At 70.0% G+C, this 23,018-nt stretch carries 19 protein-coding genes; 8 read left to right on the forward strand and 11 right to left on the reverse strand.

Features of this window, described 5'->3' with window-relative positions; translation table 11 throughout:
- Position 1: 1 nt before the first annotated feature.
- A complete protein-coding gene (locus tag OO69_RS00550; protein WP_033278305.1) occupies positions 2 to 2,515 on the reverse strand; it encodes a DEAD/DEAH box helicase in 2,514 nt (837 codons plus the stop codon).
- Positions 2,516 to 2,660: 145 nt separating this feature from the next.
- Here OO69_RS00550 and OO69_RS00555 point away from each other — a divergent pair, with 145 nt between their 5' ends.
- Positions 2,661 to 3,452 (forward strand): metal-dependent hydrolase, encoded by a 792-nt coding sequence (locus OO69_RS00555; RefSeq protein ID WP_033278306.1) that lies wholly within the window; start codon positions 2,661 to 2,663, stop codon positions 3,450 to 3,452.
- Positions 3,453 to 3,490: 38 nt separating this feature from the next.
- Here the strand turns inward: OO69_RS00555 and OO69_RS00560 are convergent, their stop codons facing one another.
- The 4 genes from OO69_RS00560 to OO69_RS00575 form a co-directional block, all read right to left on the reverse strand.
- Complete coding sequence (locus OO69_RS00560) at positions 3,491 to 3,760, reverse strand: type B 50S ribosomal protein L31 (RefSeq protein ID WP_033278307.1); 270 nt, start codon at positions 3,758 to 3,760, stop codon at positions 3,491 to 3,493.
- Between the two features lie 51 nt (positions 3,761 to 3,811).
- Entirely contained in the window at positions 3,812 to 4,288 is a 477-nt protein-coding gene (locus OO69_RS00565; protein WP_033278308.1) for a DUF5709 domain-containing protein, read from the reverse strand.
- A gap of 330 nt (positions 4,289 to 4,618) precedes the next feature.
- Positions 4,619 to 6,400: an ABC transporter ATP-binding protein gene (locus tag OO69_RS00570; RefSeq protein WP_033278309.1), complete on the reverse strand. Its 1,782-nt coding sequence runs from the start codon at positions 6,398 to 6,400 to the stop codon at positions 4,619 to 4,621.
- Entirely contained in the window at positions 6,397 to 8,307 is a 1,911-nt protein-coding gene (locus OO69_RS00575; protein WP_033278310.1) for an ABC transporter ATP-binding protein, read from the reverse strand. Before OO69_RS00575 ends, OO69_RS00570 begins: the two co-directional genes overlap by 4 nt.
- 227 nt (positions 8,308 to 8,534) lie before the next feature.
- On the opposite strand from OO69_RS00575, the gene OO69_RS00580 reads away from it, so the two are divergent.
- The 3 genes from OO69_RS00580 (at position 8,535) to OO69_RS00590 (ending at position 12,570) form a co-directional block, all read left to right on the forward strand.
- A complete protein-coding gene (locus OO69_RS00580; protein WP_033278311.1) occupies positions 8,535 to 9,296 on the forward strand; it encodes a L,D-transpeptidase family protein in 762 nt (253 codons plus the stop codon).
- A gap of 10 nt (positions 9,297 to 9,306) precedes the next feature.
- On the forward strand, positions 9,307 to 10,989 hold the full coding sequence (locus tag OO69_RS00585; protein WP_234444288.1) for a peptide-N4-asparagine amidase: 1,683 nt from the start codon (positions 9,307 to 9,309) through the stop codon (positions 10,987 to 10,989).
- Between the two features lie 174 nt (positions 10,990 to 11,163).
- Positions 11,164 to 12,570 carry a cation:dicarboxylate symporter family transporter gene (locus OO69_RS00590; protein ID WP_033278313.1) on the forward strand — a complete coding sequence of 469 codons (1,407 nt, stop codon included), beginning with the start codon at positions 11,164 to 11,166 and terminating at the stop codon, positions 12,568 to 12,570.
- An 80-nt stretch (positions 12,571 to 12,650) separates the two neighbouring features.
- Here OO69_RS00590 and OO69_RS00595 read toward each other — a convergent pair whose 3' ends face one another.
- Complete coding sequence (locus OO69_RS00595) at positions 12,651 to 13,502, reverse strand: SDR family NAD(P)-dependent oxidoreductase (protein WP_033278314.1); 852 nt, start codon at positions 13,500 to 13,502, stop codon at positions 12,651 to 12,653.
- Between the two features lie 59 nt (positions 13,503 to 13,561).
- Between OO69_RS00595 and OO69_RS00600 the strand changes: the two genes are divergently transcribed.
- Positions 13,562 to 14,227: a TetR family transcriptional regulator gene (locus OO69_RS00600; protein ID WP_106970953.1), complete on the forward strand. Its 666-nt coding sequence runs from the start codon at positions 13,562 to 13,564 to the stop codon at positions 14,225 to 14,227.
- Between the two features lie 15 nt (positions 14,228 to 14,242).
- Here the strand turns inward: OO69_RS00600 and OO69_RS00605 are convergent, their stop codons facing one another.
- Positions 14,243 to 15,223, reverse strand: coding sequence for a GlxA family transcriptional regulator (locus tag OO69_RS00605; RefSeq protein WP_234444289.1), 981 nt, complete (start codon positions 15,221 to 15,223; stop codon positions 14,243 to 14,245).
- A gap of 130 nt (positions 15,224 to 15,353) precedes the next feature.
- Between OO69_RS00605 and OO69_RS00610 the strand changes: the two genes are divergently transcribed.
- Positions 15,354 to 15,992, forward strand: coding sequence for an HD domain-containing protein (locus OO69_RS00610; protein WP_033278316.1), 639 nt, complete (start codon positions 15,354 to 15,356; stop codon positions 15,990 to 15,992).
- A gap of 59 nt (positions 15,993 to 16,051) precedes the next feature.
- On the opposite strand, the gene OO69_RS00615 is transcribed toward OO69_RS00610, so the two are convergent.
- A complete protein-coding gene (locus OO69_RS00615; RefSeq protein WP_033278317.1) occupies positions 16,052 to 16,552 on the reverse strand; it encodes a MarR family winged helix-turn-helix transcriptional regulator in 501 nt (166 codons plus the stop codon).
- Between the two features lie 130 nt (positions 16,553 to 16,682).
- Here OO69_RS00615 and OO69_RS00620 point away from each other — a divergent pair, with 130 nt between their 5' ends.
- Positions 16,683 to 18,485, forward strand: a complete 1,803-nt coding sequence (locus tag OO69_RS00620; protein WP_033278318.1) for an ABC transporter ATP-binding protein — start codon at positions 16,683 to 16,685, stop codon at positions 18,483 to 18,485.
- A 43-nt stretch (positions 18,486 to 18,528) separates the two neighbouring features.
- The gene (gene mltG / locus OO69_RS00625) at positions 18,529 to 19,371 is read left to right on the forward strand and encodes an endolytic transglycosylase MltG (protein WP_033278319.1); all 843 of its coding nucleotides are present in this window, start codon (positions 18,529 to 18,531) and stop codon (positions 19,369 to 19,371) included.
- A 326-nt stretch (positions 19,372 to 19,697) separates the two neighbouring features.
- Here mltG and OO69_RS00630 read toward each other — a convergent pair whose 3' ends face one another.
- Genes OO69_RS00630 through OO69_RS00640 form a run of 3 tightly spaced genes read right to left on the reverse strand, consistent with a single transcriptional unit; the run spans position 19,698 to position 22,995 of the window.
- Entirely contained in the window at positions 19,698 to 20,783 is a 1,086-nt protein-coding gene (locus OO69_RS00630) for an NAD(P)-binding domain-containing protein (RefSeq protein WP_033278320.1), read from the reverse strand.
- 42 nt (positions 20,784 to 20,825) lie between these two features.
- On the reverse strand, positions 20,826 to 21,968 hold the full coding sequence (locus OO69_RS00635) for an LLM class flavin-dependent oxidoreductase (RefSeq protein ID WP_033278321.1): 1,143 nt from the start codon (positions 21,966 to 21,968) through the stop codon (positions 20,826 to 20,828).
- Between the two features lies 1 nt (position 21,969).
- On the reverse strand, positions 21,970 to 22,995 hold the full coding sequence (locus OO69_RS00640; RefSeq protein ID WP_033278322.1) for an ABC transporter substrate-binding protein: 1,026 nt from the start codon (positions 22,993 to 22,995) through the stop codon (positions 21,970 to 21,972).
- Positions 22,996 to 23,018: the final 23 nt, after the last annotated feature.

The raw sequence follows: 23,018 nt of genomic DNA on the forward strand, positions 1-23,018 counted from the left end.
CTCACAGCTGGCCGACGTCGGTGACACGGACGACCGCACGGCTCTCCGTGTCGGAGGCCGCGAGATCGATCTCCGCGCTGATGCCCCAGTCATGATCGCCGTTCGGGTCGGCGAAAATCTGCCGAACGCGCCACAGGTTGTGCTGGGGCTCCTCCTCGATGAGCAGGAGCTTGGGCCCGCGGGCGTCGGGGCCGGTGCCGAGGTCCTCGTACTCGTCCCAGTACTTGTCCATCGCCTCGCCCCAGGCGTCCGCGTCCCAGCCCGCCTCGGCGTCCAACTCGCCCAGTTCGTCGACATGGTCGAGGGCGGCGAGTTCGACGCGGCGGAACATCGCGTTGCGCACCAGGACACGGAAGGCACGCGCGTTCGCGGTGACCGGCTTGACCTGGTCGGCCTTCTCCTGGGCCTCCTCGGCGGTCATCTCCGCCGGGTTCGCCAACTGCTCCCACTCGTCGAGCAGGCTGGAGTCGACCTGGCGCACCATCTCGCCGAGCCAGGCGATCAGGTCCTCCAGGTCCTCGGACTTGAGGTCGTCCGGGACGGTGTGGTCGAGGGCCTTGAAGGCGCCGGCGAGGTAGCGCAGCACGATGCCCTCGGTGCGGGCCAGCTCGTAGTACGAGGTCAACTCCGTGAAGGACATGGCCCGTTCGTACATGTCACGGATCACGGACTTCGGGGACAGCGGGTGGTCGCCGACCCACGGGTGGCTCTTGCGGTACGTGTTGTACGCGTGGAAGAGCAACTCCTCCAGCGGCTTGGGGTAGCTGACGTCCTGGAGGCGCTCCATGCGGTCCTCGTACTCGACGCCGTCCGCCTTCATCGCCGCCACGGCCTCACCGCGCGCCTTGTTCTGCTGGGCGGCGAGGATCTGCCGCGGGTCGTCCAGCGTGGACTCGACCACGGACACCATGTCCAGCGCGTACGACGGCGATTCGGGGTCCAGCAGCTCGAACGAGGCGAGCGCGAAGGTCGACAGCGGCTGGTTGAGGGCGAAGTCCTGCTGCAGGTCGACCGTGAGGCGCACGATGCGGCCCTCGGCGTCCGGGGTGTCGAGCTTCTCGACGATGCCGCCGTCCAGGAGCGAGCGGTAGATGGCGATCGCGCGCCGGATGTGCCGCAACTGCTGCTTGCGCGGCTCGTGGTTGTCCTCCAGGAGGTGCCGCATCGCGTCGAAGGCGTTGCCGGGGCGGGCGATCACCGACAGCAGCATGGTGTGCGTGACCCGGAAGCGGGACGTCAAAGGCTCCGGCTCGGAGGTGATGAGCTTCTCGAAGGTGCTGTCCGACCAGCCGACGAAGCCCTCGGGCGCCTTCTTGCGGACGACCTTCCGGCGCTTCTTTGGGTCGTCGCCCGCCTTGGCGAGCGCCTTCTCGTTCTCGACGACGTGTTCGGGGGCCTGCGCGACCACGAGCCCCGCCGTGTCGAAGCCGGCGCGTCCGGCGCGGCCCGCGATCTGGTGGAACTCACGGGCACGCAGCGTGCGCACCCGGATGCCGTCGTACTTGGCCAGGGCCGTGAACAGCACGGTGCGGATGGGCACGTTGACACCCACCCCGAGCGTGTCCGTACCGCAGATCACCTTCAACAGGCCCGCCTGCGCGAGCTTTTCCACCAGGCGCCGGTACTTGGGCAGCATGCCGGCGTGGTGCACACCGATGCCGTGCCGTACGTAACGGGAGAGATTGCGGCCGAACTTGGTGGTGAAGCGGAAGTTGCCGATCAGCTCGGCGATCTGGTCCTTCTCCTCGCGCGAGCTCATGTTGATGCTCATCAGCGCCTGCGCCCGCTCCACGGCCTGCGCCTGGGTGAAGTGCACGATGTAGACCGGCGCCTGCCTGGTCTCCAGCAGTTCGGTCAGCGTCTCGGTGAGCGGGGTCAGTTTGTACTCGTAGGACAGGGGCACCGGCCGGACCGCCGAGCGGACCACCGAAGTGGGGCGCCCGGTGCGCCGCGTGAGGTCCTTCTCGAACATCGCGACGTCGCCGAGCGTGGCCGACATCAGGACGAACTGCGCCTGCGGCAGCTCCAGGATCGGGATCTGCCAGGCCCAGCCGCGGTCCGCCTCCGCGTAGAAGTGGAACTCGTCCATGACGACCTGGCCGACGTCCGCGTGCTTGCCGTCCCGCAGCGCGATCGACGCGAGCACCTCCGCGGTGCAGCAGATGATCGGGGCGTCGGAGTTGACGGACGCGTCGCCGGTCAGCATGCCGACGTTCTCGGTGCCGAACATCTTGCACAGCTCGAAGAACTTCTCCGAGACGAGGGCCTTGATCGGGGCGGTGTAGAAGGTGACCTCGTCCCGGGCCAGGGCGGCGAAGTGCGCACCGGCGGCGATCATGCTCTTGCCGGAGCCGGTGGGCGTCGACACGATCACGTTCGCACCGGAGACCACCTCGATCAGCGCCTCCTCCTGATGGGGGTAGAGCGTGAGACCGCGCTCCCGGGCCCACGACTCGAAGGCTTCGTAGAGGGCGTCGGGATCTGCGGTCGGCGGCAACTGGTCGATGAGGGTCACGACCCCATCTTGCCTGGCGCCGTGGCCGATGGGGGAATCGGCTGCGGGGACGAAGATCGCTACCGCTACGCTGTGTCGCCGACAGAGTGTCAGGGCGCCCGAGCAACTGACCGGCGGCGTAAGAGGAATGGGGCGGGGAACGGCCATGATGGGACCAGCACACTCACTGTCGGGAGCGGCGGCCTGGCTCGGCGTCGGAGCGGCGACTGCCGCGGCTGGGCACCCGATGCCCTGGCCGGTGATCCTGGTCGGTGCCCTGATCTGTGCCGGCGCCGCGCTCGCCCCGGACCTCGATCACAAGGCGGCGACCATCTCCCGGGCCTTCGGCCCCGTCTCCCGGACCGTGTGCGAGGTCGTCGACAAGCTCTCGTACGCCGTCTACAAGGGGACCAGGAAGCAGGGCGACCCGCGTCGCTCCGGCGGGCACCGCACGCTCACCCACACCTGGCTGTGGGCGGTCCTGATCGGGGCGGGCAGTGCGGGCGTGGCGATCCTGGGCGGTCGCTGGGGAGTGCTGGCGATCCTCTTCGTGCACATGGTGCTGGCCATCGAAGGTCTGCTGTGGCGGGCGGCCCGCGGCTCCAGCAGCGACATCCTGGTGTGGCTGCTGGCGGCGACCAGCGCGTGGATCCTCGCCGGAGTGCTGGACAAGCCGGGCAACGGTTCGGACTGGCTGTTCACGGATCAGCACCAGTACCTGTGGCTGGGACTGCCGGTCGTGCTGGGCGCGCTGGTGCACGACATCGGGGACGCGCTGACCGTCTCCGGCTGCCCGATCCTGTGGCCGATCCCGCTGGGCCGCAAGCGCTGGTACCCGATCGGGCCGCCGAAGGTGATGCGGTTCCGCGCGGGCAGCTGGATCGAGCTCAAGGTGCTGATGCCGGTGTTCATACTCCTTGGGGGAGTGGGCTGCGCGGCGGCGCTCAATGTGATCTGAGGCCTGGCGTCGGTTCCGGCGCCGACGCGGATGGTGGCTCACGCCCCGCCGGAACCCTCGCTCGTCCCGCCGCCGTAGCGCCGTTCGAACTGGGCGATGCGGCCCTCCGTGTCCACCGTCCGCGCCTTGCCGGTGTAGAAGGGGTGACTCTCCGAGGAGATCTCCACGTCCACGACCGGGTAGGTCTCGCCGTCGTCCCACTCGATGGTCCGGTCGCTGGTCGCGGTGGACCGGGTGAGGAACGCGTATCCGGCGGCGCGGTCGCGGAAGACCACGGGGTGGTAGTCGGGCTGCTTGTCCTGCTGCATGGCTGCTCCTCCTGCGACGGTGGTGCGGTTGGCGGCGAAGGGGCGGCGAGGTCAGCCGTAGAGGGAGTCCTCGTCCTCGTCGACGATGTGCATCGCGGCCTCCTCGGCGGAGGCGGCGGCACCGTCGATGCCCACGTCCGTGGCGATCAGGCCGCTCTCCTCGTCCTCGTGCGCTCCTTCGTCCGGTGCCACGAGCCGGCCCGAGCGGGTGTCGCCGACCTCGATGTCGAGGAGCTCGCCGTCGGTGTCCTCGGAGTCGCCGATGCCGTCACCGTCGGACGCGGCGAGATCCGGGACCTCCTCGGCGAGGCGCTGGTCGAGGGTCTCGCCGTGCTCGCGCCCGGCGGCCGTCACGTCGTCGCGTTCCACCGCCCAGGGGCGCTCCGGCGGGGACCAGCCGCGGTCGAGGGGGTCCTCGACGCCGTCGGCCACCAGGGTGTCCTCCGCGTCGAGCAGACCCGCGTCGTCCTGCACCTCGGATCCGTCGGGCTGGTAGACGTCGTCTCCCCATCCGTCGGCGCTGTTCACGGGTACCTCCAGGTGGTGGGGACCGGCCCGTTCTCACCGCGGTCGGCGGCGGGTCGCCGCTGTGCGGGGCACACTCGGCGCCCGGCACGAACCACATGGTCCCCGGGCACTCCCCGAACCGGTGCCGCTCCCCAGCCTTCCACCCCTTTTCCCCCGGGCGCAACGGCAGGCATCCGGTTCCGGCGCGACAGGGCGCCCCGAAAGGGGCGCGGGGAACTGCGCGACCAGCCCCCACCGACCCGCGGATACGCACCGGCCCGCAGGCCGGCCACACTCTCCCCGACCAGCCCTCCACCGACCCGCACCCCAGTCACCCCTCAACCAGCGGAGCTACCCGTGCCACGACCGCCAAAGCGCCGCGTACGCCCCCTCCGCCGCCACCAACTCGTCATGGCTCCCCAATTCGCTGATCCGCCCGTCCTCGACGACGGCGATGACATCCGCGTCATGGGCGGTGTGCAGGCGGTGGGCGATCGCGACGACCGTACGGCCGTCGAGGACGCGGGCCAGGGACCGCTCGAGGTGCCGGGCCGCCCGCGGGTCGAGGAGCGAGGTCGCCTCGTCCAGGACCAGCGTGTGCGGATCGGCCAGCACCAGCCGGGCCAGCGCGATCTGCTGGGCCTGGGCCGGGGTGAGCGCGAGCCCGCCCGAGCCGACCTCGGTGTCGAGGCCGTCGTCCAGGGCCCGCGCCCACCCGTCCGCGTCGACCGCACCCAGCGCCGCCCACAGCTCGGCGTCCCCGGCGTCGGTCCGGGCGAGCAGGAGGTTGTCGCGCAGGGAGCCCACGAAGACGTGGTGCTCCTGGTTGACGAGGGCCACATGGGAGCGGACGTGTTCCGCGGTCATCCGGGAGAGTTCGGCGCCGCCGAGGGTGATCCGGCCGTCCCGGGGCGCGTAGATGCCGGCGAGGAGCCTGCCCAGGGTGGACTTGCCCGCGCCCGAGGGGCCGACCAGGGCCAGCCGGGTGCCGGGTGCGACCTCCAGGGAGACCTTGCGGAGCACGTCGACGCCCTCGCGGTAGCCGAAGTGCACCCGGTCCGCGTGCACGTCCCGGCCCTCGGGGGACAGTGCGGCGTCCCCGGCGTCGGGCTCGATGTCCCGGACGCCGACCAGCCGGGCCAGCGAGACCTGGGCGACCTGGAGCTCGTCGTACCAGCGCAGGATCAGGTTGACCGGGTCGACGAGCATCTGCGCGATCAGGGCACCCGTCGTCAGTTCGCCCACGTCGATCCAGCCCTGCAGGACGAACACCCCGCCGAGCATCAGGACCGAGCAGAGCACCGTGACATGGGTGACGTTGATGACCGGGAACAGCACCGACCGCAGCCAGAGCGTGTAGTTCTCCCAGGCGGTCCACTCCTTGACGCGACGCTCGGAGAGGGCGATCCGCCGGTCGCCGAGGCGGTGGGACTCGACGGTCCGCCCGGCGTCCACGGTCTCGGCGAGGGCCGCGGCCACGGCGGCGTATCCGGCGGCCTCGGAGCGGTAGCCGGCCGGTGCGCGCTTGAAGTACCAGCGGCAGCCGATCACCAGCACCGGCACCGCGATCAGCACGGCGGGCGCCAGCGGCGGCACGGTGACGACGAGACCGCCGAGCAGCAGCACCACCCACACCACACCGATCGCCAGTTGCGGTACGGCCTCCCGCATCGCGTTGGCGAGCCGGTCGATGTCGGTGGTGATGCGGGACAGCAGATCGCCGGTGCCCGCCCGTTCCAGGACGCCGGGCGGCAGCCCGACCGACCGGACGAGGAAGTCCTCGCGCAGGTCGGCCAGCATCCGCTCGCCGAGCATCGCGCCGCGCAACCGCACCTGCCGGATGAACAGGGCCTGGACGGCGAGCGCGACCACGAACACTCCGATGGTCAGGCCGAGATGAAGTTCCCGCGCCCCGTCCGACACCCGCTCGACGAGGTCCCCGAGCAGATAGGGGCCGACCATCGAGGCGATCACGGCGACCGTGTTGACGGTGACGAGAAGGAGGAAGGCCCGGCGATGCCGGTGGAACAGTTCGGACACGTAGGACCGTACGGTCGCGGGGGCGCCGACCGGCAGGGTGTTGGCCGTGGTCGGGGCCGCCGGGTCGTAGGCCGGGGGCGCCACGCCGATCATGCGCTCTCCTCGATTTCTTCCAGTGCGCTCCGCAGAGCGGATTCGTCGTCGTCCAAGGCGGCCCGCAGCGAGCCCCCGTCGTTGTCCTTGGCACCTCGAAGAGGAGCCTCGTCCTGCTTCAACTCGCCCCGCAGGGAGGTCTGTTCACCATCCCGAGCCACCCGCGACGCGGACTCCTCCTCGGTCTCGCGCGTCACCACCGCCCGATACCGCGGCTCGCTCCGGAGCAGTTCGCGGTGGGCGCCGACCGCCACGACCGCGCCCTCGTGCACCAGCACGACCCGGTCCGCGTGGTCCAGGAGCAGGGGCGAGGAGGTGAACACCACCGTGGTCCGGCCGGTCCTCAACTCCCGTACCCCGTCGGCGATCCGGGCCTCGGTGTGCGAGTCGACGGCGGAGGTCGGCTCGTCCAGGACGAGGACCTCCGGGTCCGTGATCAACGACCGTGCCAGGGCGAGCCGTTGGCGCTGGCCGCCGGAGAGGGAGCGCCCGCGTTCGGTGATGCGGGCGTCCATCGGGTCCTCGGTGTCGAGCGAGCCCTGCGCGAGCGCCACGAGCACGTCCCCGCACTGCGCGGCGGCCAGCGCTTCCTCCGCGCCGACCGCACCCGAGGCGGGCACGTCGAGCAGCTCGCGCAGCGAGCCGGACAACAGCACCGGGTCCTTGTCCTGGACGAGGACGGCGGTGCGCGCCGAGTCGAGGGGGAGTTCGTCGAGCGGTACGCCGTCCAGGAGCACGGAGGTGCCCGCCTCGGCGGGGTGTCCGCCGAGCCGTTCCGCCAGCCGCCCGGCCGCGTCCGGGTCGCCGCACACCACGGCGGTGAACCGGCCGGAAGGAGCGAGCAGGCCGGTGTCCGGGTCGTACAGATCCCCGGCCGGCACCTCCGCCGCGCGTGTTCCCACGGTGTCGGTGACCCGCTCCAGGGACAGCACGCGAGCGGCGCGTCTGGCCGAGGGCCGGGAGAAGGAGTACGCCATGGCGATCTCCTCGAAGTGCCGCAGCGGATAGGACATGACCATCACCGCGCTGTAGACGGTGACCAGTTCGCCGACGGTGATCCGGCCCTGGCGGGCCAGGTGCACGCCGTACCAAACGATCGCGATCAGCAGCAGCCCGGGCATCAGCACCTGGATCGCGGAGATGACCGCCCACATCCGGGCACTGCGCACGGCCGCGTGGCGGACCTCCTGGGAGGCGCGGCGGTAGCGGTCGAGGAACAGTTCCTCGCCGCCGATGCCGCGCAGCACCCGCAGTCCGGCGACGGTGTCGGAGGCGAGTTCGGTGGCGCGGCCCGCCTTCTCGCGCTGCACGTCGGCGCGCCGGGTGGCGCGGGGCAGCAGCGGCAGCACGGACACCGCCAGCACGGGCACGCCCACGGCGACGACGACACCGAGCGCGGGCTGGTACACGAACAGGCCCACGCACACGATGACGATCGTCAGGGCGGCGGCCAGGAAGCGGGACAGCGCCTCCACGAACCAGCCGATCTTCTCGACGTCACCCGTCGACACGGCCACGACCTCACCGGCCGCGACCCGCCGGGTCAGCGCCGAGCCGAGGTGGGACGCCTGGCGGGCCAGCAGTTGCTGGACGCGGGCAGCCGCAGTGATCCAGTTGGTGACGGCGGCCCGGTGCAGGAAGGTGTCGCCCACGGCGATGCCTGCCCCGCACAGCACCATCAGCCCGCCGGTCTGGGCCAGCCGGATCCCGGAGCGGTCGACCACGGCCTGCACGGCGAACCCCACACAGAACGGCAGGGCGGAGACGGACACGAAGTGCAGCAGCCCCCAGGCCAGGGACTTCAGCTGGCCACCGAGCTGATTCCGGCCGAGCCACCACAGGAATCGGGGCCCCGAGCGCGCGTCCGGCACACCCGGGTCGGGATACGGAAGGTCTTGAATCTGCATGACGTCCCAGTGGCTCTTGTTCAGGCGGGAAGGGGGAGGAGGGAACCGCGGAGCGCGGCGACGGACCGCGAGCGGAACGCGGCAACAAACCGTGAAAGGTTCGCGTCGCAGCGTGGTCGGAAGCAAGCGGTTTTCCCGGCCGGGGGTCAGAACCGGCGTTCACCCATCAGGGGCGAGATGTCCGTGACCTCACGCAATGCCGCCGAATGCGATGTGACCATGGCCTGATGCAGAGTGGCGGCACACGACGTGCGACGGTCGCGATGGCGGCTCTCGGTTCCCTCCTGACGATGACGACCCTGTCCGCGTGCGGCAGCGCACACACCGGACACCCCGGCGGCACGGAAGGGAGACCCGGTGCCCAGGCGACCCACCCGAGACCGGCCGTCACCACCTCCGCCCCGGACCCGACCCGCATCCCGGACGTCGGAGACCGGCTCCAGCGCGCCATCCCCACCGACACGAGCCAGGTCCTCGCGGTCTACGGCAACGGCAAGGACTCCCCGGACTCCACTGCCGTCCTGTTCACCAAGAACGGCAACACCTGGGCCCGGGCCGCCAGTTGGCCCGCGCACAACGGCAAACTGGGCTGGACCACCGACCACCACCTCGGCGACAAGCGCAGCCCCGTCGGCGTGTTCACGCTGACCGCCGCGGGCGGTGTCCTCGACGACCCGGGCACGGCACTCCCGTACTCCCAGGACGAGTCGTACGAAGCCCCGCGCGACTGGGACGAGTCGCACTGGCACGATTTCGACTACGTCATCGCCATCGACTACAACCGCGTCCCCGGCACCCCGCCCGACGACGCGGAGCAGCCCGAGGGCGAGGACAAGGGTGGCGGGATCTGGCTGCACCTGGACCACGGCAGCGGTACGTCGGCCTGCGTCAGCCTGTCCAAGGAGGCGATGGAGTACCTGCTGCGCACGCTCGACCCGAACCGGCATCCCGTGGTGCTGATGGGGGACAGGGCGGACCTCAAGGGGTAGAACACCGCCCATGAGAAGCCGGATAGTCATGTCCATGCTCGCCGGGGCGACCCTCCTGGCGAGCACCCTCCTCGGAGCGAGCCCCGTCCAAGCGGCCGAAGCGAAAGCCCAAGTGTCTGCTGCGAAGGCCCAGTTGGTCGACTCGAAAGCCCAGGCGGCCGACGCGAAGGCCCAAGTCGCCGACGTCCCGGCCGAGTTCGGCACCGACTGGCACGACCCCCTCACCGCCGCCCCACCCATCGCCAAGCCCGCGACGAAGTCCTGCCAAGTCACCCTCGCCGACACCGAGTTCCGCGACTTCACCCCGTACAAGGGCACCTACACACCTCCCAAGGCCTGCGGCGACCGCTGGAGCAAGGTCGTCCTGAGACTGGACGGGACGGTCGCCGGACGGCAGTACGACCGACTCGGCTATCTGCACGTCGGCGGGGTTGAGATCCTCCGTACCTCCACTCCCGAGCCCTCGCCCGACGGCATCAAGTGGTCCGTGGAGAAGGACGTCACGCGCTACAGCGCCACCTTCCGCAGCACGCAGGACGTCGAGATGCTCATCGGCAACGTCGTCGACGACACCTACACCGGCGTCATCGGCGTCAAGGCCACGCTGACGTTCTACGAGGGCAGACCGGCGGCGGCGCAGACCCCCAGCCGCGTCCTCACCCTCGCCGCCGACTCGACCCTCACCACCCCGCGCAACACCGAACGCATCGTCGCCGAGGTCTACGCCACCGGATCCGGCGGCGGCTGCGAGGAGTTCTGGTATCTCGCGGTGCCCGACTCGGCGCCGTACTCCTGCCAGGCCGACAAGGGCCCCTACCGCGAGGTGCAGATCAAGGTCGACGGCCAACTCGCCGGAATCGCCGCCCCGTTCCCGAACGTGTGGACCGGCGGCTGGTCCGACCCCTTCCTCTGGTATGTCATTCCCGGCCCGCGCGCCTTCGACGTCAAGCCGATCGAATACGACCTGACACCCTTCGCCGGGCTGCTCAACGACGGCCGCCCGCACCACATCGACGTCTCCGTCGTGGGCGTGCCCGAGGGGCAGAGCGGGTGGAGCGCGCCGGTGAACGTGCTCGTCTGGCAGGACGCGCAGCGCGCCCACGTCACCGGAAAGCTCACCCTTGACCGCGCGGGCGAACTCGCCAACTCCTCGACGTACACGCCCGGTTCGGAGGAGCGCGTGGACACCGACGCGGGTCATCGGCTGACCACGGCCGGGTACGTCGACACCTCGCACGGCCGGGTGCGGACCACCGTCGAACGGACGCTCGCGAACACCTCCGTGCACCGCTGGACCGACGGCGAGAACATGGACGGGCTCGACGCGACCTGGACGGACGACGAGTCGGTGACCGTGGACGGGCGGGGATCGGCCCGGACGACGGCCACGCACCGGACGTACACGATGAACGGCGCGACGACGATCGGGACGGACGACCGGCTGCGGACCGTTCTCACGCTCGGCGACCGGGCGGCGGTCGTCGACACGCGGGACGGGCGGCGGACCGGGTGGTCGCGGCTCGACGACACCTACAGCGGGGACGCGACCTACACACTGAACGTGCCGCGCGACCAGCGGCACGCGGTCGGGACGTCGAGTGAGCGCTACCGGCTGTACGGCTCGGGCGGCTGCTACGACCGCTCGCTGAGCACCGCGCAGGGGGTGCTGACCGAGGACCGCAGCGGCTGCTGACCTGCTGTGCGTGCGATGCGTCACTCAGATGTGTGATTTACACGGCCGTCACACGGAGGTTTTCCGGACGATCAACAACGGCTTCAAAGTGTCCACTCGGAAGCCGCTTTCCGTATCGCAGAAGTCGCCCCCCATCGACTTCCGCGAACGACCGTCCCCCCTCAAGGAGTGCCCGTGCCGCCGTCCGTCCCGCCTCTGCCGCGACGCGTCGCACGCATACTGCGTACCTCACTCTTCGCGCAGGTCGCCTGCGCGCTCGTCCTCGGCATCCTCGTCGGAAAGCTGTGGCCCGACGTGGCCACGGACCTCCAGCCCCTCGGCGACGGATTCACCCGGCTCATCAAGACGATCATCTCCCCGCTCGTGTTCTGCGTGGTCGTCGTCGGGATCGCCAAGGCCGGTGACCTCAAGGCCTTCGGCCGGATCGGCCTCAAGGCGCTGATCTGGTTCGAGGTCGCGAGCACCGCGGCGCTGATCATCGGGTTGGTGCTCGCCAACGTCGTCCAGCCCGGTTCCGGGATGCACGTCGACCCGTCGACGCTCAACACCTCGGCGGTGGACGCGAAGACGGGCGGCGCCGCGCTGCCCTCGACGACCGAGTTCATCGTCAACGCGCTGCCCACCAGCTTCATCGGCGCCTTCGCCGAGAACTCCCTGCTCCAAGTCCTCATCCTGGCCTGCCTGGTGGGCGCCGCGCTGCTCCACCTCGGTCACACCAAGGTGCCGCAGGTGCTGCCCGCGATCGAGCAGGCCCAGGAGATCATCTTCGCGATCGTCGGCTTCGTCATGCGCCTCGCCCCGCTCGCCGTCTTCGGCGCGATGGCCGTCCTCGTCGGCCAGTACGGGCTCGGCGTCATCAAGACCTACGCCAAGCTGATCATCCTCTGCTACGTCGCCGCCGCGCTCTTCGTCGCACTGCTCGCCGTCGCGCTACGGCTGGTCACCGGGCTCAGCCTCTGGAAGTTCCTCCGCTACATCCGCGAGGAGATGCTGCTCGCACTCGGCACGGCCTCCACCGAGTCCGTCATGCCGCGCGTGATGCAGAAGCTGCGCAAGGCCGGCGCCCGGGACGACGCGGTCGGCCTGGTGCTGCCCACCGGCTACTCCTTCAACCTCGACGGAGCCTCCCTCTACCTCTCCATCGGCACGCTGTTCATCGCCCAGGCCGTCGGCGTCGACCTCAGCCTCGGTCAGCAGATCACCGTGATCCTGGTGCTCATGCTCACCAGCAAGGGCATGGCCGGCATCCCTGGTTCGGCCTTCCTCGCCCTGTCCGCGACCGCTTCCTCGCTGGGCGCGATCCCGGCCGGCGCGGTCGCCCTGCTCCTCGGCGTCGACCGCATCATGGACTCGATGCGCGTCGTCACCAACCTCCTCGGCAACTGCGTCGCCGTCTTCGCGGTCTCCCGCTGGGAAGGCGCCCTCGACATCGAGAAGGCCAAGAGGGTCCTCGACGGCGAGATCACGGACGTGGAAGAGGCCGTGGAAGAAGCCGTGCCCGTGCGGGAAGAGGCGGAAGCAGAGGCAGAGGCGGAGATCCCCGCGCAGCGCGTCAAGGAGACTGCCCCCGAGGCCAGTTGAGGGTGCGTCGGTTCGCCGTGGTGGGCTGCGGCTTCTGCTCCGTGTCTACGGTGGGGGAGTCGCGGCCCGTTCTTCTGTGGCTACGCGAGGTCGACCGGGTACTCCTGCTCGAAGTCGGCCGAGCGGCTCACCGCCTCCCACGCGGACGCCTCGGCGATCTGGGCGCGTGAGTAGTTCTGCGCCATCTCCACGGCGCCGGCGCCCAGGATGAGGTGGGAGGGGAGGTTCGGCTGCTTGACGACGCGGACCAGGATCTCCCCGGCGCGCTTCGGGTCGCCCGCGGCGACCACCGGACCGTCGAAGAGGCGGATCAGCGCGCCGACGGTCTCGTCGTACTCCGGTGCCACATCCGGGATCTGCATGGAGGAGCCGGCCCAGTCGGTCGCGAACCCGCCCGGTTCCACGACGAGGTACCTGATGCCGAACGGCGCGGTCTCGGCCGCGAGCACGCGCGTGAAGCCGTCGACCGCGAACTTCGCCGCCTGGTAGGACCCGAGCCCGGGGTTCCCGCCGACCCGGCCGCCGATGGACGAGAACTGTACGACCGTGCCCGCGCCCTGTGTCCTCAGGAACGGGATCGCGGCCGTCGAGACGTTGTAGACACCCCAGAAGTTCGTGTCGAACTGTCGGCGGAAGTCGTCCTCGGGGGTCGTCTCGACCGGGGAGAGATTGGCGTACCCGGCGTTGTTGACGACCACGTCGATCCCGCCGAAGCGGTCGACTCCCGCCTGTAGAGCCGCCGTTGCGGCCGCCCGGTCGGTGACGTCGAGGGCGACGGGGAGTACGCGGTCGCCGTACTTCTCCACGAGGTCTTCCAGCTGCTCGGGCTTGCGTGCAGTGGCGACGACGTGGTCGCCGGCCTCCAGGGCCGCGACGGTGAGGTTGCGGCCGAAGCCGCGGGACGAACCGGTGATGAACCATGTCTGAGTCATGGGTCTAGCAAAACACTGTTTCGTTATTAGTGCAACCGCGTTGCGCTATGCTCTGGGTCATGAGCACGCCCAGTCCCCAGCGCGCCCGCAGCGCGGCGGCCAAGCAGCAGCGCGAGCGGGCGATCCTCGACGCCGCCAGATCCCTCGGTGCCGAACGCAGTGTGCGCGAGGTCACCCTCACGGACATCGCCGCCACCGTGGGCATGCACAAGTCCGCGATGCTGCGGTACTTCGAGACCCGGGAGCAGATCTTCCTGGCGCTGACCGCCGAAGGCTGGGAGGACTGGTCGGCGGTGCTCCGCGCGCGGTTGAGTGAATTCACCGGCGGCACCGCCGACCCCGATGCGGTCGCGGCCGTCATCGCGCGGACGCTTGTCGCGCGGCCGTTCTTCTGCGACCTGCTCGCTCAGGCGCCGTTGAACCTGGAACGCAACGTCTCGCTCGACTCGGTGTACGAGTTCAAGACGGTCGTACTCGGCGAAGTGGCCTTGCTGGTATCCGAGTTGTGCCGAGTGCTCGCGATCACCGAGCGTTCGGCCATCGATCTGATCTCCACGGCGACGAGCATGGCCGGGGCACTGCTGCAGATGGCCGCCCCCGGTACGCGTCTCAGAACGCTCTACGAGTCCCGCCCCGAGTTGGCGCATGCGCTGGTCGACGTCGAGCCCCAACTGACGCGCATCCTGGCCGCGTTGGTGAAAGGAATGCGGTCCACAGGGATGTGAAGTGCCGCCAGTGACTCACGGCATCGGCGACCGGCCGCGCGTGCTCGCGAACCGGCTGCGATAGTGCGTCGGCGTCGTGTCCAAGTGGCGAGCGAAGGCGCGGCGGAGGGTCTCGTCGGTGCCCAGGCCGCTGTGGTGCGCCGCGGAGGTGACGCTGTGCCCTTCGAGGAGGAGATGCTGGGCGCGGTCGAGACGGACCCGTTCGACCCAACGGGCGGGCGTGGTACCGAGTTCGGTACGGAAGAGCCGTGTCAGGTGACGTGGACTGACGGCCAGCGTCGCCGCCATGGCGGGCAGGCTGTGGTCGCCGGCCGGGTCGGCCAACACCGAGGCGATCAGGGACCGTAGCGGATCGGTGCGCGGTGGTGGGGTGGCGGTCGCGGCGCTGAACTGGGACTGCCCGCCCGGGCGTTGCATGAAGACGACCAACTCGCGCGCGATGTCCCGGGCCACGTCCGCGCCGTGGTCGTCCTCGACGAGGGCGAGCGCGAGATCGATGCCGGCGCTGATACCCGCCGAGGTGACGAAGTGCCCGTCGCGGACGTGGATGGCGTCCGGCTCGACGCGCACGAGGGGGTAGCGGCGGGCGAGCGTCTCGGCGTGCCGCCAGTGGGTGGTGGCCGATCGGCCGTCCAGCAGGCCGAGTTGGGCGAGGACGAAGGCGCCCGTGCAGACGGATGTGACCCGGGCGGCATGCTCGGTGAGGGTACGGGTCGCGGTCAACAGACCTTCCTCGGCGGGCTGTTGGGCCAGCCGGTCGCCCCCGGCGACGATGACTGTGTCGACCGGGCCGGCGTCGGCCGCGGTCACCGTGCCGGTCAGTGTCAGTCCGTTCGAGGCGGTCACCGTGCCGCCGTGGGGTGAGACCAGGACCAGTTCGTAGGGGTGGCCGAGCTTGCCCGACTGGTGCAGTACCTCGGCGGGGCCGCTGACGTCGAGCATGGTCACGCCCTCGAAGACGAGGAATCCGACCCGGTGCGTCATGCCGGAAGCCATGTCTGGAGCGGCTGCTGAAGGCATGTCCGAATCTGTGGTTTTCCTGGCTGTGAGGACATGGCTCCAGCGTACGCCGCTGACGATCCTGGAGGCGTACGGCACGGAACGGCATCCAGGAGAGGCAAGAACGATGAGTGAAGTGATCGCAGGCGTGGAGATCCCGGACACAGCCCTCGTGCGGGAGGCGACCGAGCTGGTGCGCGAGGCCGCGTCGCCGCTGCTGTTCGACCACTCCCGGCGGGTGTTCCTCTGGGGCGCCCTGCGCGGCCGGGAGCAGGGGCTCGGCTATGACCCCGAACTGCTCTACGTGGCCGCGATGTTCCACGACCTCGGGCTCACCGAGAAGTTCCGCCGCACCGACCAGCGCTTCGAGATCGACGGCGCCGACGAGGCCCGCCGGTTCCTGCACACCCACGGCGTCACCGGTGAGCCGGCCGACCGGGTCTGGGCGAGCATTGCCCTGCACACCACGCAGGAGATCCCGCTGCACATGGCGGCCGAGATCGCCCTGGTCAACCGGGGTGTGTCGCTGGACGTCGTGGGCATCGGCTACGACGCCGTGTCCGACGAGCAGCGCGCGGCCGTCGTGGCGGCACACCCCCGCCCGGACTTCAAGAACGGGATCCTCGCCGCCTTCACCGAGGGCATCAAGGACCGCCCCGAGACCACGTTCGGCAACATCAAGGCGGACGTGCTGGAGCACTTCGTGCCGGGTTTCGTGCGTGGTGACTTCGTAGAGCGCATCAAGGCGTCGAACTGGCCGGAGTGACGCGAGCGCGGTCGCCGGCGGCAAGCTCGGAGCGGGGCAGAGGGTGAGGGGGCGGCGGGTCAGCAGGAACGCTCGTGCCCATGCCCCTCGTGCGCCCCATGGGCGTCATGCCCCTCATGCGCACCAGGCGCCCCGTCCACCAACGTGTCCAGCAACGCCCGCAACACCTCGCGCTCCACATCCGTGAGCGGCGCCAGAATCTCGTTCGCCGCCCCCCGCCGCGCACCCCGCAGCTCGCTCAGTGCCTTGCGGCCGTCGTCCGTGATCTCGATCCGGATCACCCGCCGGTTGGACGGATCGGGCACCCGCCGGACCTTGCCGCTCGCCTCCAGCCCGTCGACCAGCGTCGTCACGGCACGCGGCACCACTTCGAGGCGCTCGGCGAGGTCGGCCATGCGCGGCGGGGCGTCGAAGTGCGCGAGGGTACGCAGCAGGCGGGACTGGGCGGGGGTGATGCCGAGGTCGCGCTGCTCCAGATGGCGCTTCTGGATGCGGTGCACCCGGCGCGTGAGCCGCAACAACTGCTCCGCGAGCAGGCCGTCGGAATCGGGGGTGGTCATACGGGAACAATATCAGGACCTGGTTCATTGTGAGTATAGGTAACAATGAGCTATGCTCCATCAAGTCTCATCGCTCCATGAGCCCTGAGCGCTTGACCAGTCCTGATCGCCTCACCATCCGTAGGAGACCATGCCCCGCGACGACATCAACTGGACACCGTCCCCCGGCACCTCGACCGACCAGCCTCGGCAGGTGCGCCGCATCCTCAAGCTCTTCAAGCCCTACCGCGCCCGGCTCGCGGTCGTCGGCCTCCTGGTCGGTGCCGCGTCCCTGGTCACCGTGGCGACCCCGTTCCTGCTGAAGGAGACGCTGGACGTCGCCATCCCGCAGAACCGCACGGGCCTGCTGAGCCTGCTCGCGCTCGGCATGATCCTGAGCGCCGTCCTGACCAGCATCTTCGGCGTGCTGCAGACCCTCATCTCCACGACGGTCGGCCAGCGCGTCATGCACGACCTGCGCACAGCGGTCTACGGCCGCCTGCAGCGCATGTCGCTCGCCTTCTTCACCCGGACCCGCACCGGCGAGGTCCAGTCCCGCATAGCCAACGACATCGGCGGCATGCAGGCCACCGTCACCTCCACGGCCACCTCCCTGGTCTCGAACCTCACCAGCGTGGTCGCCACGATCATCGCCATGATCGCCCTGGACTGGCGGCTCACCGTCGTCTCGCTGCTGCTGCTCCCGGTCTTCGTGTGGATCAGCCGCCGTGTAGGCAACGAACGCAAGAAGATCGCCACCCAGCGCCAGCGGCAGATGGCCGAGATGGCCGCCACGGTCACCGAGTCGCTGTCCGTCAGCGGCATCCTGCTCGGCCGCACGATGGGCCGCTCCGACTCGCTCACCCGGTCCTTCTCCGAGGAGTCCGAGGGGCTGGTCGACCTCGAGGTCCGGTCGAACATGGCCGGGCGCTGGCGCATGGCCGTCATCTCGATCGTCATGGCCGCGATGCCCGCCGTCATCTACTGGACGGCCGGCATGACCCTGCACCTGGGTGGCCCGGACGCCTCGATCGGCACCATCGTCGCCTTCGTCTCGCTCCAGCAGGGACTGTTCCGCCCGGCCGTCAGCCTGTTGTCGACCGGCGTCCAGATCCAGACCTCGCTGGCGCTCTTCGCCCGCATCTTCGAGTACCTCGACCTGCCGATCGACATCACCGAGCGCGAGAACCCGGTCCACCTGGACAGCATCAAGGGTGAAGTCGCCTTCGAGGGCGTCGAGTTCCACTACGACGACAAGAGCGGCCCGATCCTCGACGGCATCGACATCACCGTCCCCGCGGGCAACAGCCTCGCGATCGTCGGCCCGACCGGCGCCGGAAAGTCGACCCTCGGCTATCTCGTGCCCCGGCTCTACGACGTGACGGGTGGCCGGGTCACCCTCGACGGGGTCGACGTCCGCGACCTGGACTTCGACACGCTCGCGCGTGCCGTCGGCGTCGTCTCCCAGGAGACGTACCTCTTCCACGCGACGGTCGCCGAGAACCTCCGCTTCGCCAAGCCGGACGCCACCGACGAGGAGCTGTACACGGCGGCGCGCGCGGCGCAGATCCACGAGCACATCGCGGGCCTGCCCGACGGGTACGACACGGTCGTCGGCGAGCGCGGACACCGGTTCTCCGGCGGCGAGAAGCAGCGCCTGGCCATCGCCCGCACAATCCTGCGCGACCCGCCGGTCCTCATCCTGGACGAGGCGACCAGCGCGCTGGACAACCGCACGGAGGCCGCCGTCCAGGACGCCATCGACGCTCTGTCGGCCAACCGCACCACGCTCACCATCGCCCACCGGCTGTCCACCATCCGGAGTGCCGACCAGATAGTGGTCCTCGACTCCGGGAAGGTCGCGGAGCGGGGCACGCACGACGAACTGCTCGATCAGGACGGGCGGTACGCGGCGCTCGTACGCCGGGATGCCCAACTGGAACCGACAAGCTGAAGATATGCCGGGTTTGTGACGATATGCGGGTTACCGTGCCCGCATGCAGATGAACACTCCGCCACGGAGCACGATTCGACTGACCCGCAGGGGCCGGGTCGCCCTCATCGCGACGGGGGCCGTCGTGGCCGGCACCGCCGTGGCGGTGCCGCTGCTGAGCCTGGAGAGCGAGGGGGACGCCCGTCCGACGTCCCTGGTGATTCCGGAGGGCTGGCGCTCGGGCCAGATCTACGAAGCGGTGGACAAGGTCCTCGCGCTGCCGGTCGGGACCACGAAGAAGTCGATCGCGAAAGCCGGCCTGAAGCTGCCGAACGACGCGGAGGGCAACCCCGAGGGCTATCTCTTCCCGGCGACGTATCCGCTCGAGAAGAAGTCGACGCCCGCGTCGCTCCTGTCGTTCATGGTCAATACGGCCAACAAGAAGTTCAACGGCGCCCCGGTCGCGGCCGGCGCCCAGCGCAACGCGATGAACGTGTATCAGGCGGTCACCATCGCGAGCATCGTGCAGGCCGAGGCGGCGTCCACGGCGGACATGGGAAAGGTGGCGCGGGTCATCTTCAACCGCTTGGAGCGCGGCATGCCCCTGCAGATGGACTCCACCATCAACTACGCCCTGAACCGCGCCACGTTGAAGACCACCGGCAGTGACACCCGGCTCGACAGTCCCTACAACTCCTACCAGCGCATGGGCCTGCCCCCGACCCCGATCGACAACCCGGGCGAGGACGCGATGCGCGCCGCGATCAACCCGCCCCCGGGCGACTGGCTGTACTTCGTCACGGTCAAGCCCGGCGACACCCGCTTCGCGGCCACCTACGAGGAACACCAGCGCAACGTCGCCGAGTTCAACGCGGCCCAGAAGAACACGGCGTCGCCCACGAAGTGACCCGGGCGGGACGTCGTAGGGCGGCGCTCGGCTTTCTGGCCGGCGCCGCCTGATGTGTCGGGGGAGTGCGCGGAGTTGATCGCGGTCGGTCTGTGCGGTGACCGGGGTGGCGTGGGTCAGGCTCATGCGCGCGTTCCGGGGGGAGGGGTTTGTGGTTCGTTGGCGGGTGCGGGTTCGCTGTGGCTGGTCGCGCAGTTCCTCGCGCCCCTTAAAAGCCGCTTTGCCGGCCGGTGCTGTCCAGTTCTGCCATGGTCGAAATAATCGTGGACGGGCGTCCTCGATGCGGCGCCTCCGCCCCACCGTGAAGCGACCCCGCTAGGACAACCTCAGGCCGCCACCGGCTCTCCCGCCAACAACCGCCGGATGTCCCGGACGGCCGCCCGCCCCGCGCGATTGGCGCCGATCGTGCTGGCCGACGGGCCGTACCCGACCAGATGGACCCGTGGATCGGCGACCGCGCGCGTCCCCTCGACGCGGATGCCGCCACCCGGTTCGCGCAGCTTCAGCGGTGACAGGTGGTCGATCGCGGCACGGAAGCCGGTTGCCCAGAGGATGACATCGGCGTCCACATGTCGGCCGTCGTTCCAGTCCACGCCGTCGGGCGTGATCCGGTCGAACATCGGCTGGCGGTCCAGGACCCCGTCCGCGATCGCCTGCCGGATCGCGTCGTTCAGCGGCAGGCCGGTCACGGAGACGACACTCTTCGGCGGGAGTCCCTGACGTACCCGCTCCTCGACCAGTGCCACGGCCGCCCGGCCCACGTCCTCGGTGAAGGGTTCGTCGCGGAACACCGGCGGACGCCGGGTCACCCACGTGGTGGCGGCCGCGTACGGGGCGAGCTCCATCAGATGCTGGGTGCCGGACGCGCCACCGCCCACCACGACCACCCGCAACCCGGCGAACTCCTCCGGCCCCGGATACTGCGCGGTGTGCAACTGCCGCCCCCGGAAGGTCTCTTGACCCGGATAACGCGGCCAGAACGGCCGGTCCCACGTCCCCGTCGCATTGATCAGCGCCCGCGTCGACCACGTACCGTCCGACCCGTCCGACGTCTCGACGAGCAGCCGGCCGTCCACGCCCTCCCGCACCGCCTTCACGTCCACCGGCCGCCGCACCCGCAGATCGAACGCGCGCTCATACGCGGCGAAGTACTCGGCGATCACCTCGGCGGACGGGCGGGCGGGATCGGCGTCCGTGAGTTCCATGCCCGGCAGCGCGTGCATGCCGTGCACCTTGCCGTACGTCAACGACGGCCACCGGAACTGCCAGGCTCCGCCCGGCGCGGGCGCGTGGTCCAGCACCACGAAGTCGCGCTCCGGCTCGAAACCGGTGCGCCGCAGGTGATAGGCGCCGGCCAGTCCCGCCTGCCCGGCGCCTATGACGACCACGTCGACCTCACGCATGTTGTTCACGTTTGTACGAACAGCATCGGGGTCTTCGATCTTCCCGCCTGTTCAGCGCCCGCCGCTCACCAGCAACGGCAAGCCGGCCGTCGTCCTCCCCTCGACCAGCCCGCGCGCCGCCAGCTCGGGAATCACGCCCTCGCCGAACCAGTACGCCTCCTCCAGATGCGGATACCCGGACAGCACGAAGTGCTCGACGCCCAGCGCGTGGTACTCCTCGATCAGGTCGGCCACCTCGGCATGACTGCCCACGAGCGCCGTGCCCGCCCCACCCCGGACGAGACCGACGCCCGCCCACAGGTTCGGGTGGATCTCCAGCTCGGCCCGCGAACCGCCGTGCAGGGCCAACATCCGCTGCTGGCCCACCGATTCACTCCGCCCGAGCGCCGCCTGCGCGGCCGCGATCGTGTCCGCGTCGAGGTCGTCGAGGAGCCGGTTCGCGGTCGCCCACGCCTCGGCCGACGAGTCCCGCGAGATGGTGTGCAGCCGTACCCCGAACCGCACGTCCCGCCCCTCCCGCTCGGCGAGCCCGCGAATCCAGTCGATCTTCTCCTTGACCTGCGCCGGCGGTTCTCCCCAGGTGAGATACACGTCCGCATGCCGGGCGGCGACCGGCCCGGCCGCCGCCGACGAACCCCCGAAGAAGACCTGCGGCACCGGATCGGGCGGCAGCGCGGTCAGCCCGCCCTCGACCTGGTAGTGGACACCGTCGAAGTCGTACGGCTCCCCGCGCCACACTCCGCGTACGACCGACAGGAACTCGTCCGTACGCGCGTACCGCTGATCGTGGCCGAGATGGTCGCCGAAGCGCCGCTGCTCGGCCGAGTCGCCACCGGTGACGACGTTGAGCAACAGCCGCCCCCGCGTGAGGCGTTGATAGGTCGCCGCCATCTGCGCGGCGAGCGTCGGCGAGATCACCCCGGGCCGGAACGCCACCAGGAACTTCAGCCGTTCGGTGTGCTGCGCGAGCGCGACCGTCGTCAGCCAGGCGTCCTCGCACCACGTGCCGGTCGGCGTCAGTACCGCCTCGAAGCCCAACTGCTCGGCCGCCTTGGCGATTTGGGCGAGATACTCGATGTCCGGCGGGCGCACCCCGCGGACTGCCCCGGCACGGTTGGGGCCGTAGGCATGCCGGTCGACGAGCGTACGGCCGTCGCCGCCGGTCGGCAGGAACCAGTGCAGACGCACGCTCATGTCACGAACCTCCCGTGGTGCGCGGAGCGGAGGTCGAGGCCGGCAGATTGCCGTTGTAGCGCGTGTCCACGAAGTCGGCGAAGTCCACCTTCCGCGGTATCAGCTTGAGTTGGGTGAAGGTGTCGGCGATCTGCTGCTCGGACGCGATGAGCGGCTTGTCGACCGCGACCGACACGCGCGTGGAGTTGGTCCGCTTCACCGACGCCAGCGCGACCTCGTACGGCAGCCCGGTGTCCTTCGACCACACCTTGGCCCACTCCTCCTGATGCGAGAACACCCAGGTCTGGGCGCGGCGCAGCCGGTCGAGATAGTCCTTGATGGCGGCGGCCTTCTTCTTGTCGGCCAGCGCGCCGGGCGCCGCCACCTGGAAGGTGAGGCCGTTGGTCACGCCCTGGCCGGTGGTGAGGACACGGCCCTGCTTGGCCTGGAGGATCTGCGAGGTGTACGGGTCCCACACCGCCCACGCGTCGACCTTGCCGGAGGTGAACGCGGCCAGGGCGTCGGCGGGTTGGAGGTACTTCACCTTGACGTCGCCGATGCCGAGCCCGGCCGCCTTGAGGGAGGCGACCAGCTGGAAGTGCGCGGACGAACCCTGCGCCACGGCGATGGACTTGCCCTTGAGCTGCTGCGGCTTGCTGAGCTTGGAGTCCTTCGGCACGAGGATGGCGTCGCCCTCGGACGTGCCGTGCCAGGCGGCCACCACCTTGATCTTCGAGCCCGCGCCCGCCGCGAACACCGGCGGGGTGTTGCCGACGCCGCCGATGTCGACGGCCTTGGCGTTGACGGCTTCCAGGAGGGGCGGGCCGGAGGTGAACGTGGACCACTTGATCTTGTAGTCCAGGTTCTTGAGTTCACCGGCGGCCCGCAGCACCGCCTCCGAACCGCCTTTCTGGTCACCGACGTTGAGCGTGAGGGAGCCCTTGCCGTCGGTGCCGGTCGAGGTCTCGGCGGCCGAGTTCCCGCCGCAGGCGGTGAGCAGGAGGGCGAGGGGGAGCAGCAGGGCGGCGGGGACGAGACGTCGTCGCATGGGGGTTCCGTTCTCGGTAACTG

Origin of the sequence: Streptomyces sp. NRRL F-525 (genome assembly GCF_000716605.1) — a bacterium.
Lineage (GTDB): Bacteria > Actinomycetota > Actinomycetes > Streptomycetales > Streptomycetaceae > Streptomyces.

Excerpts from the sequence above, each read along its gene's own strand:
- OO69_RS00605 (WP_234444289.1), bottom strand. The coding sequence starts at position 15,223 with ATGGCTTCCGGCATGACGCACCGGGTCGGATTCCTCGTCTTCGAGGGC.
- OO69_RS00580 (WP_033278311.1), top strand. The coding sequence starts at position 8,535 with ATGCAGAGTGGCGGCACACGACGTGCGACGGTCGCGATGGCGGCTCTC.
- OO69_RS00600 (WP_106970953.1), top strand. The coding sequence starts at position 13,562 with ATGAGCACGCCCAGTCCCCAGCGCGCCCGCAGCGCGGCGGCCAAGCAG.
- OO69_RS00595 (WP_033278314.1), bottom strand. The coding sequence starts at position 13,502 with ATGACTCAGACATGGTTCATCACCGGTTCGTCCCGCGGCTTCGGCCGC.
- OO69_RS00555 (WP_033278306.1), top strand. The coding sequence starts at position 2,661 with ATGATGGGACCAGCACACTCACTGTCGGGAGCGGCGGCCTGGCTCGGC.
- OO69_RS00570 (WP_033278309.1), bottom strand. The coding sequence starts at position 6,400 with ATGATCGGCGTGGCGCCCCCGGCCTACGACCCGGCGGCCCCGACCACG.
- OO69_RS00560 (WP_033278307.1), bottom strand. The coding sequence starts at position 3,760 with ATGCAGCAGGACAAGCAGCCCGACTACCACCCCGTGGTCTTCCGCGAC.
- OO69_RS00635 (WP_033278321.1), bottom strand. The coding sequence starts at position 21,968 with ATGAGCGTGCGTCTGCACTGGTTCCTGCCGACCGGCGGCGACGGCCGT.
- OO69_RS00615 (WP_033278317.1), bottom strand. The coding sequence starts at position 16,552 with ATGACCACCCCCGATTCCGACGGCCTGCTCGCGGAGCAGTTGTTGCGG.
- OO69_RS00640 (WP_033278322.1), bottom strand. The coding sequence starts at position 22,995 with ATGCGACGACGTCTCGTCCCCGCCGCCCTGCTGCTCCCCCTCGCCCTC.
- OO69_RS00575 (WP_033278310.1), bottom strand. The coding sequence starts at position 8,307 with ATGCAGATTCAAGACCTTCCGTATCCCGACCCGGGTGTGCCGGACGCG.
- mltG (WP_033278319.1), top strand. The coding sequence starts at position 18,529 with ATGCAGATGAACACTCCGCCACGGAGCACGATTCGACTGACCCGCAGG.
- OO69_RS00585 (WP_234444288.1), top strand. The coding sequence starts at position 9,307 with ATGAGAAGCCGGATAGTCATGTCCATGCTCGCCGGGGCGACCCTCCTG.
- OO69_RS00620 (WP_033278318.1), top strand. The coding sequence starts at position 16,683 with ATGCCCCGCGACGACATCAACTGGACACCGTCCCCCGGCACCTCGACC.
- OO69_RS00610 (WP_033278316.1), top strand. The coding sequence starts at position 15,354 with ATGAGTGAAGTGATCGCAGGCGTGGAGATCCCGGACACAGCCCTCGTG.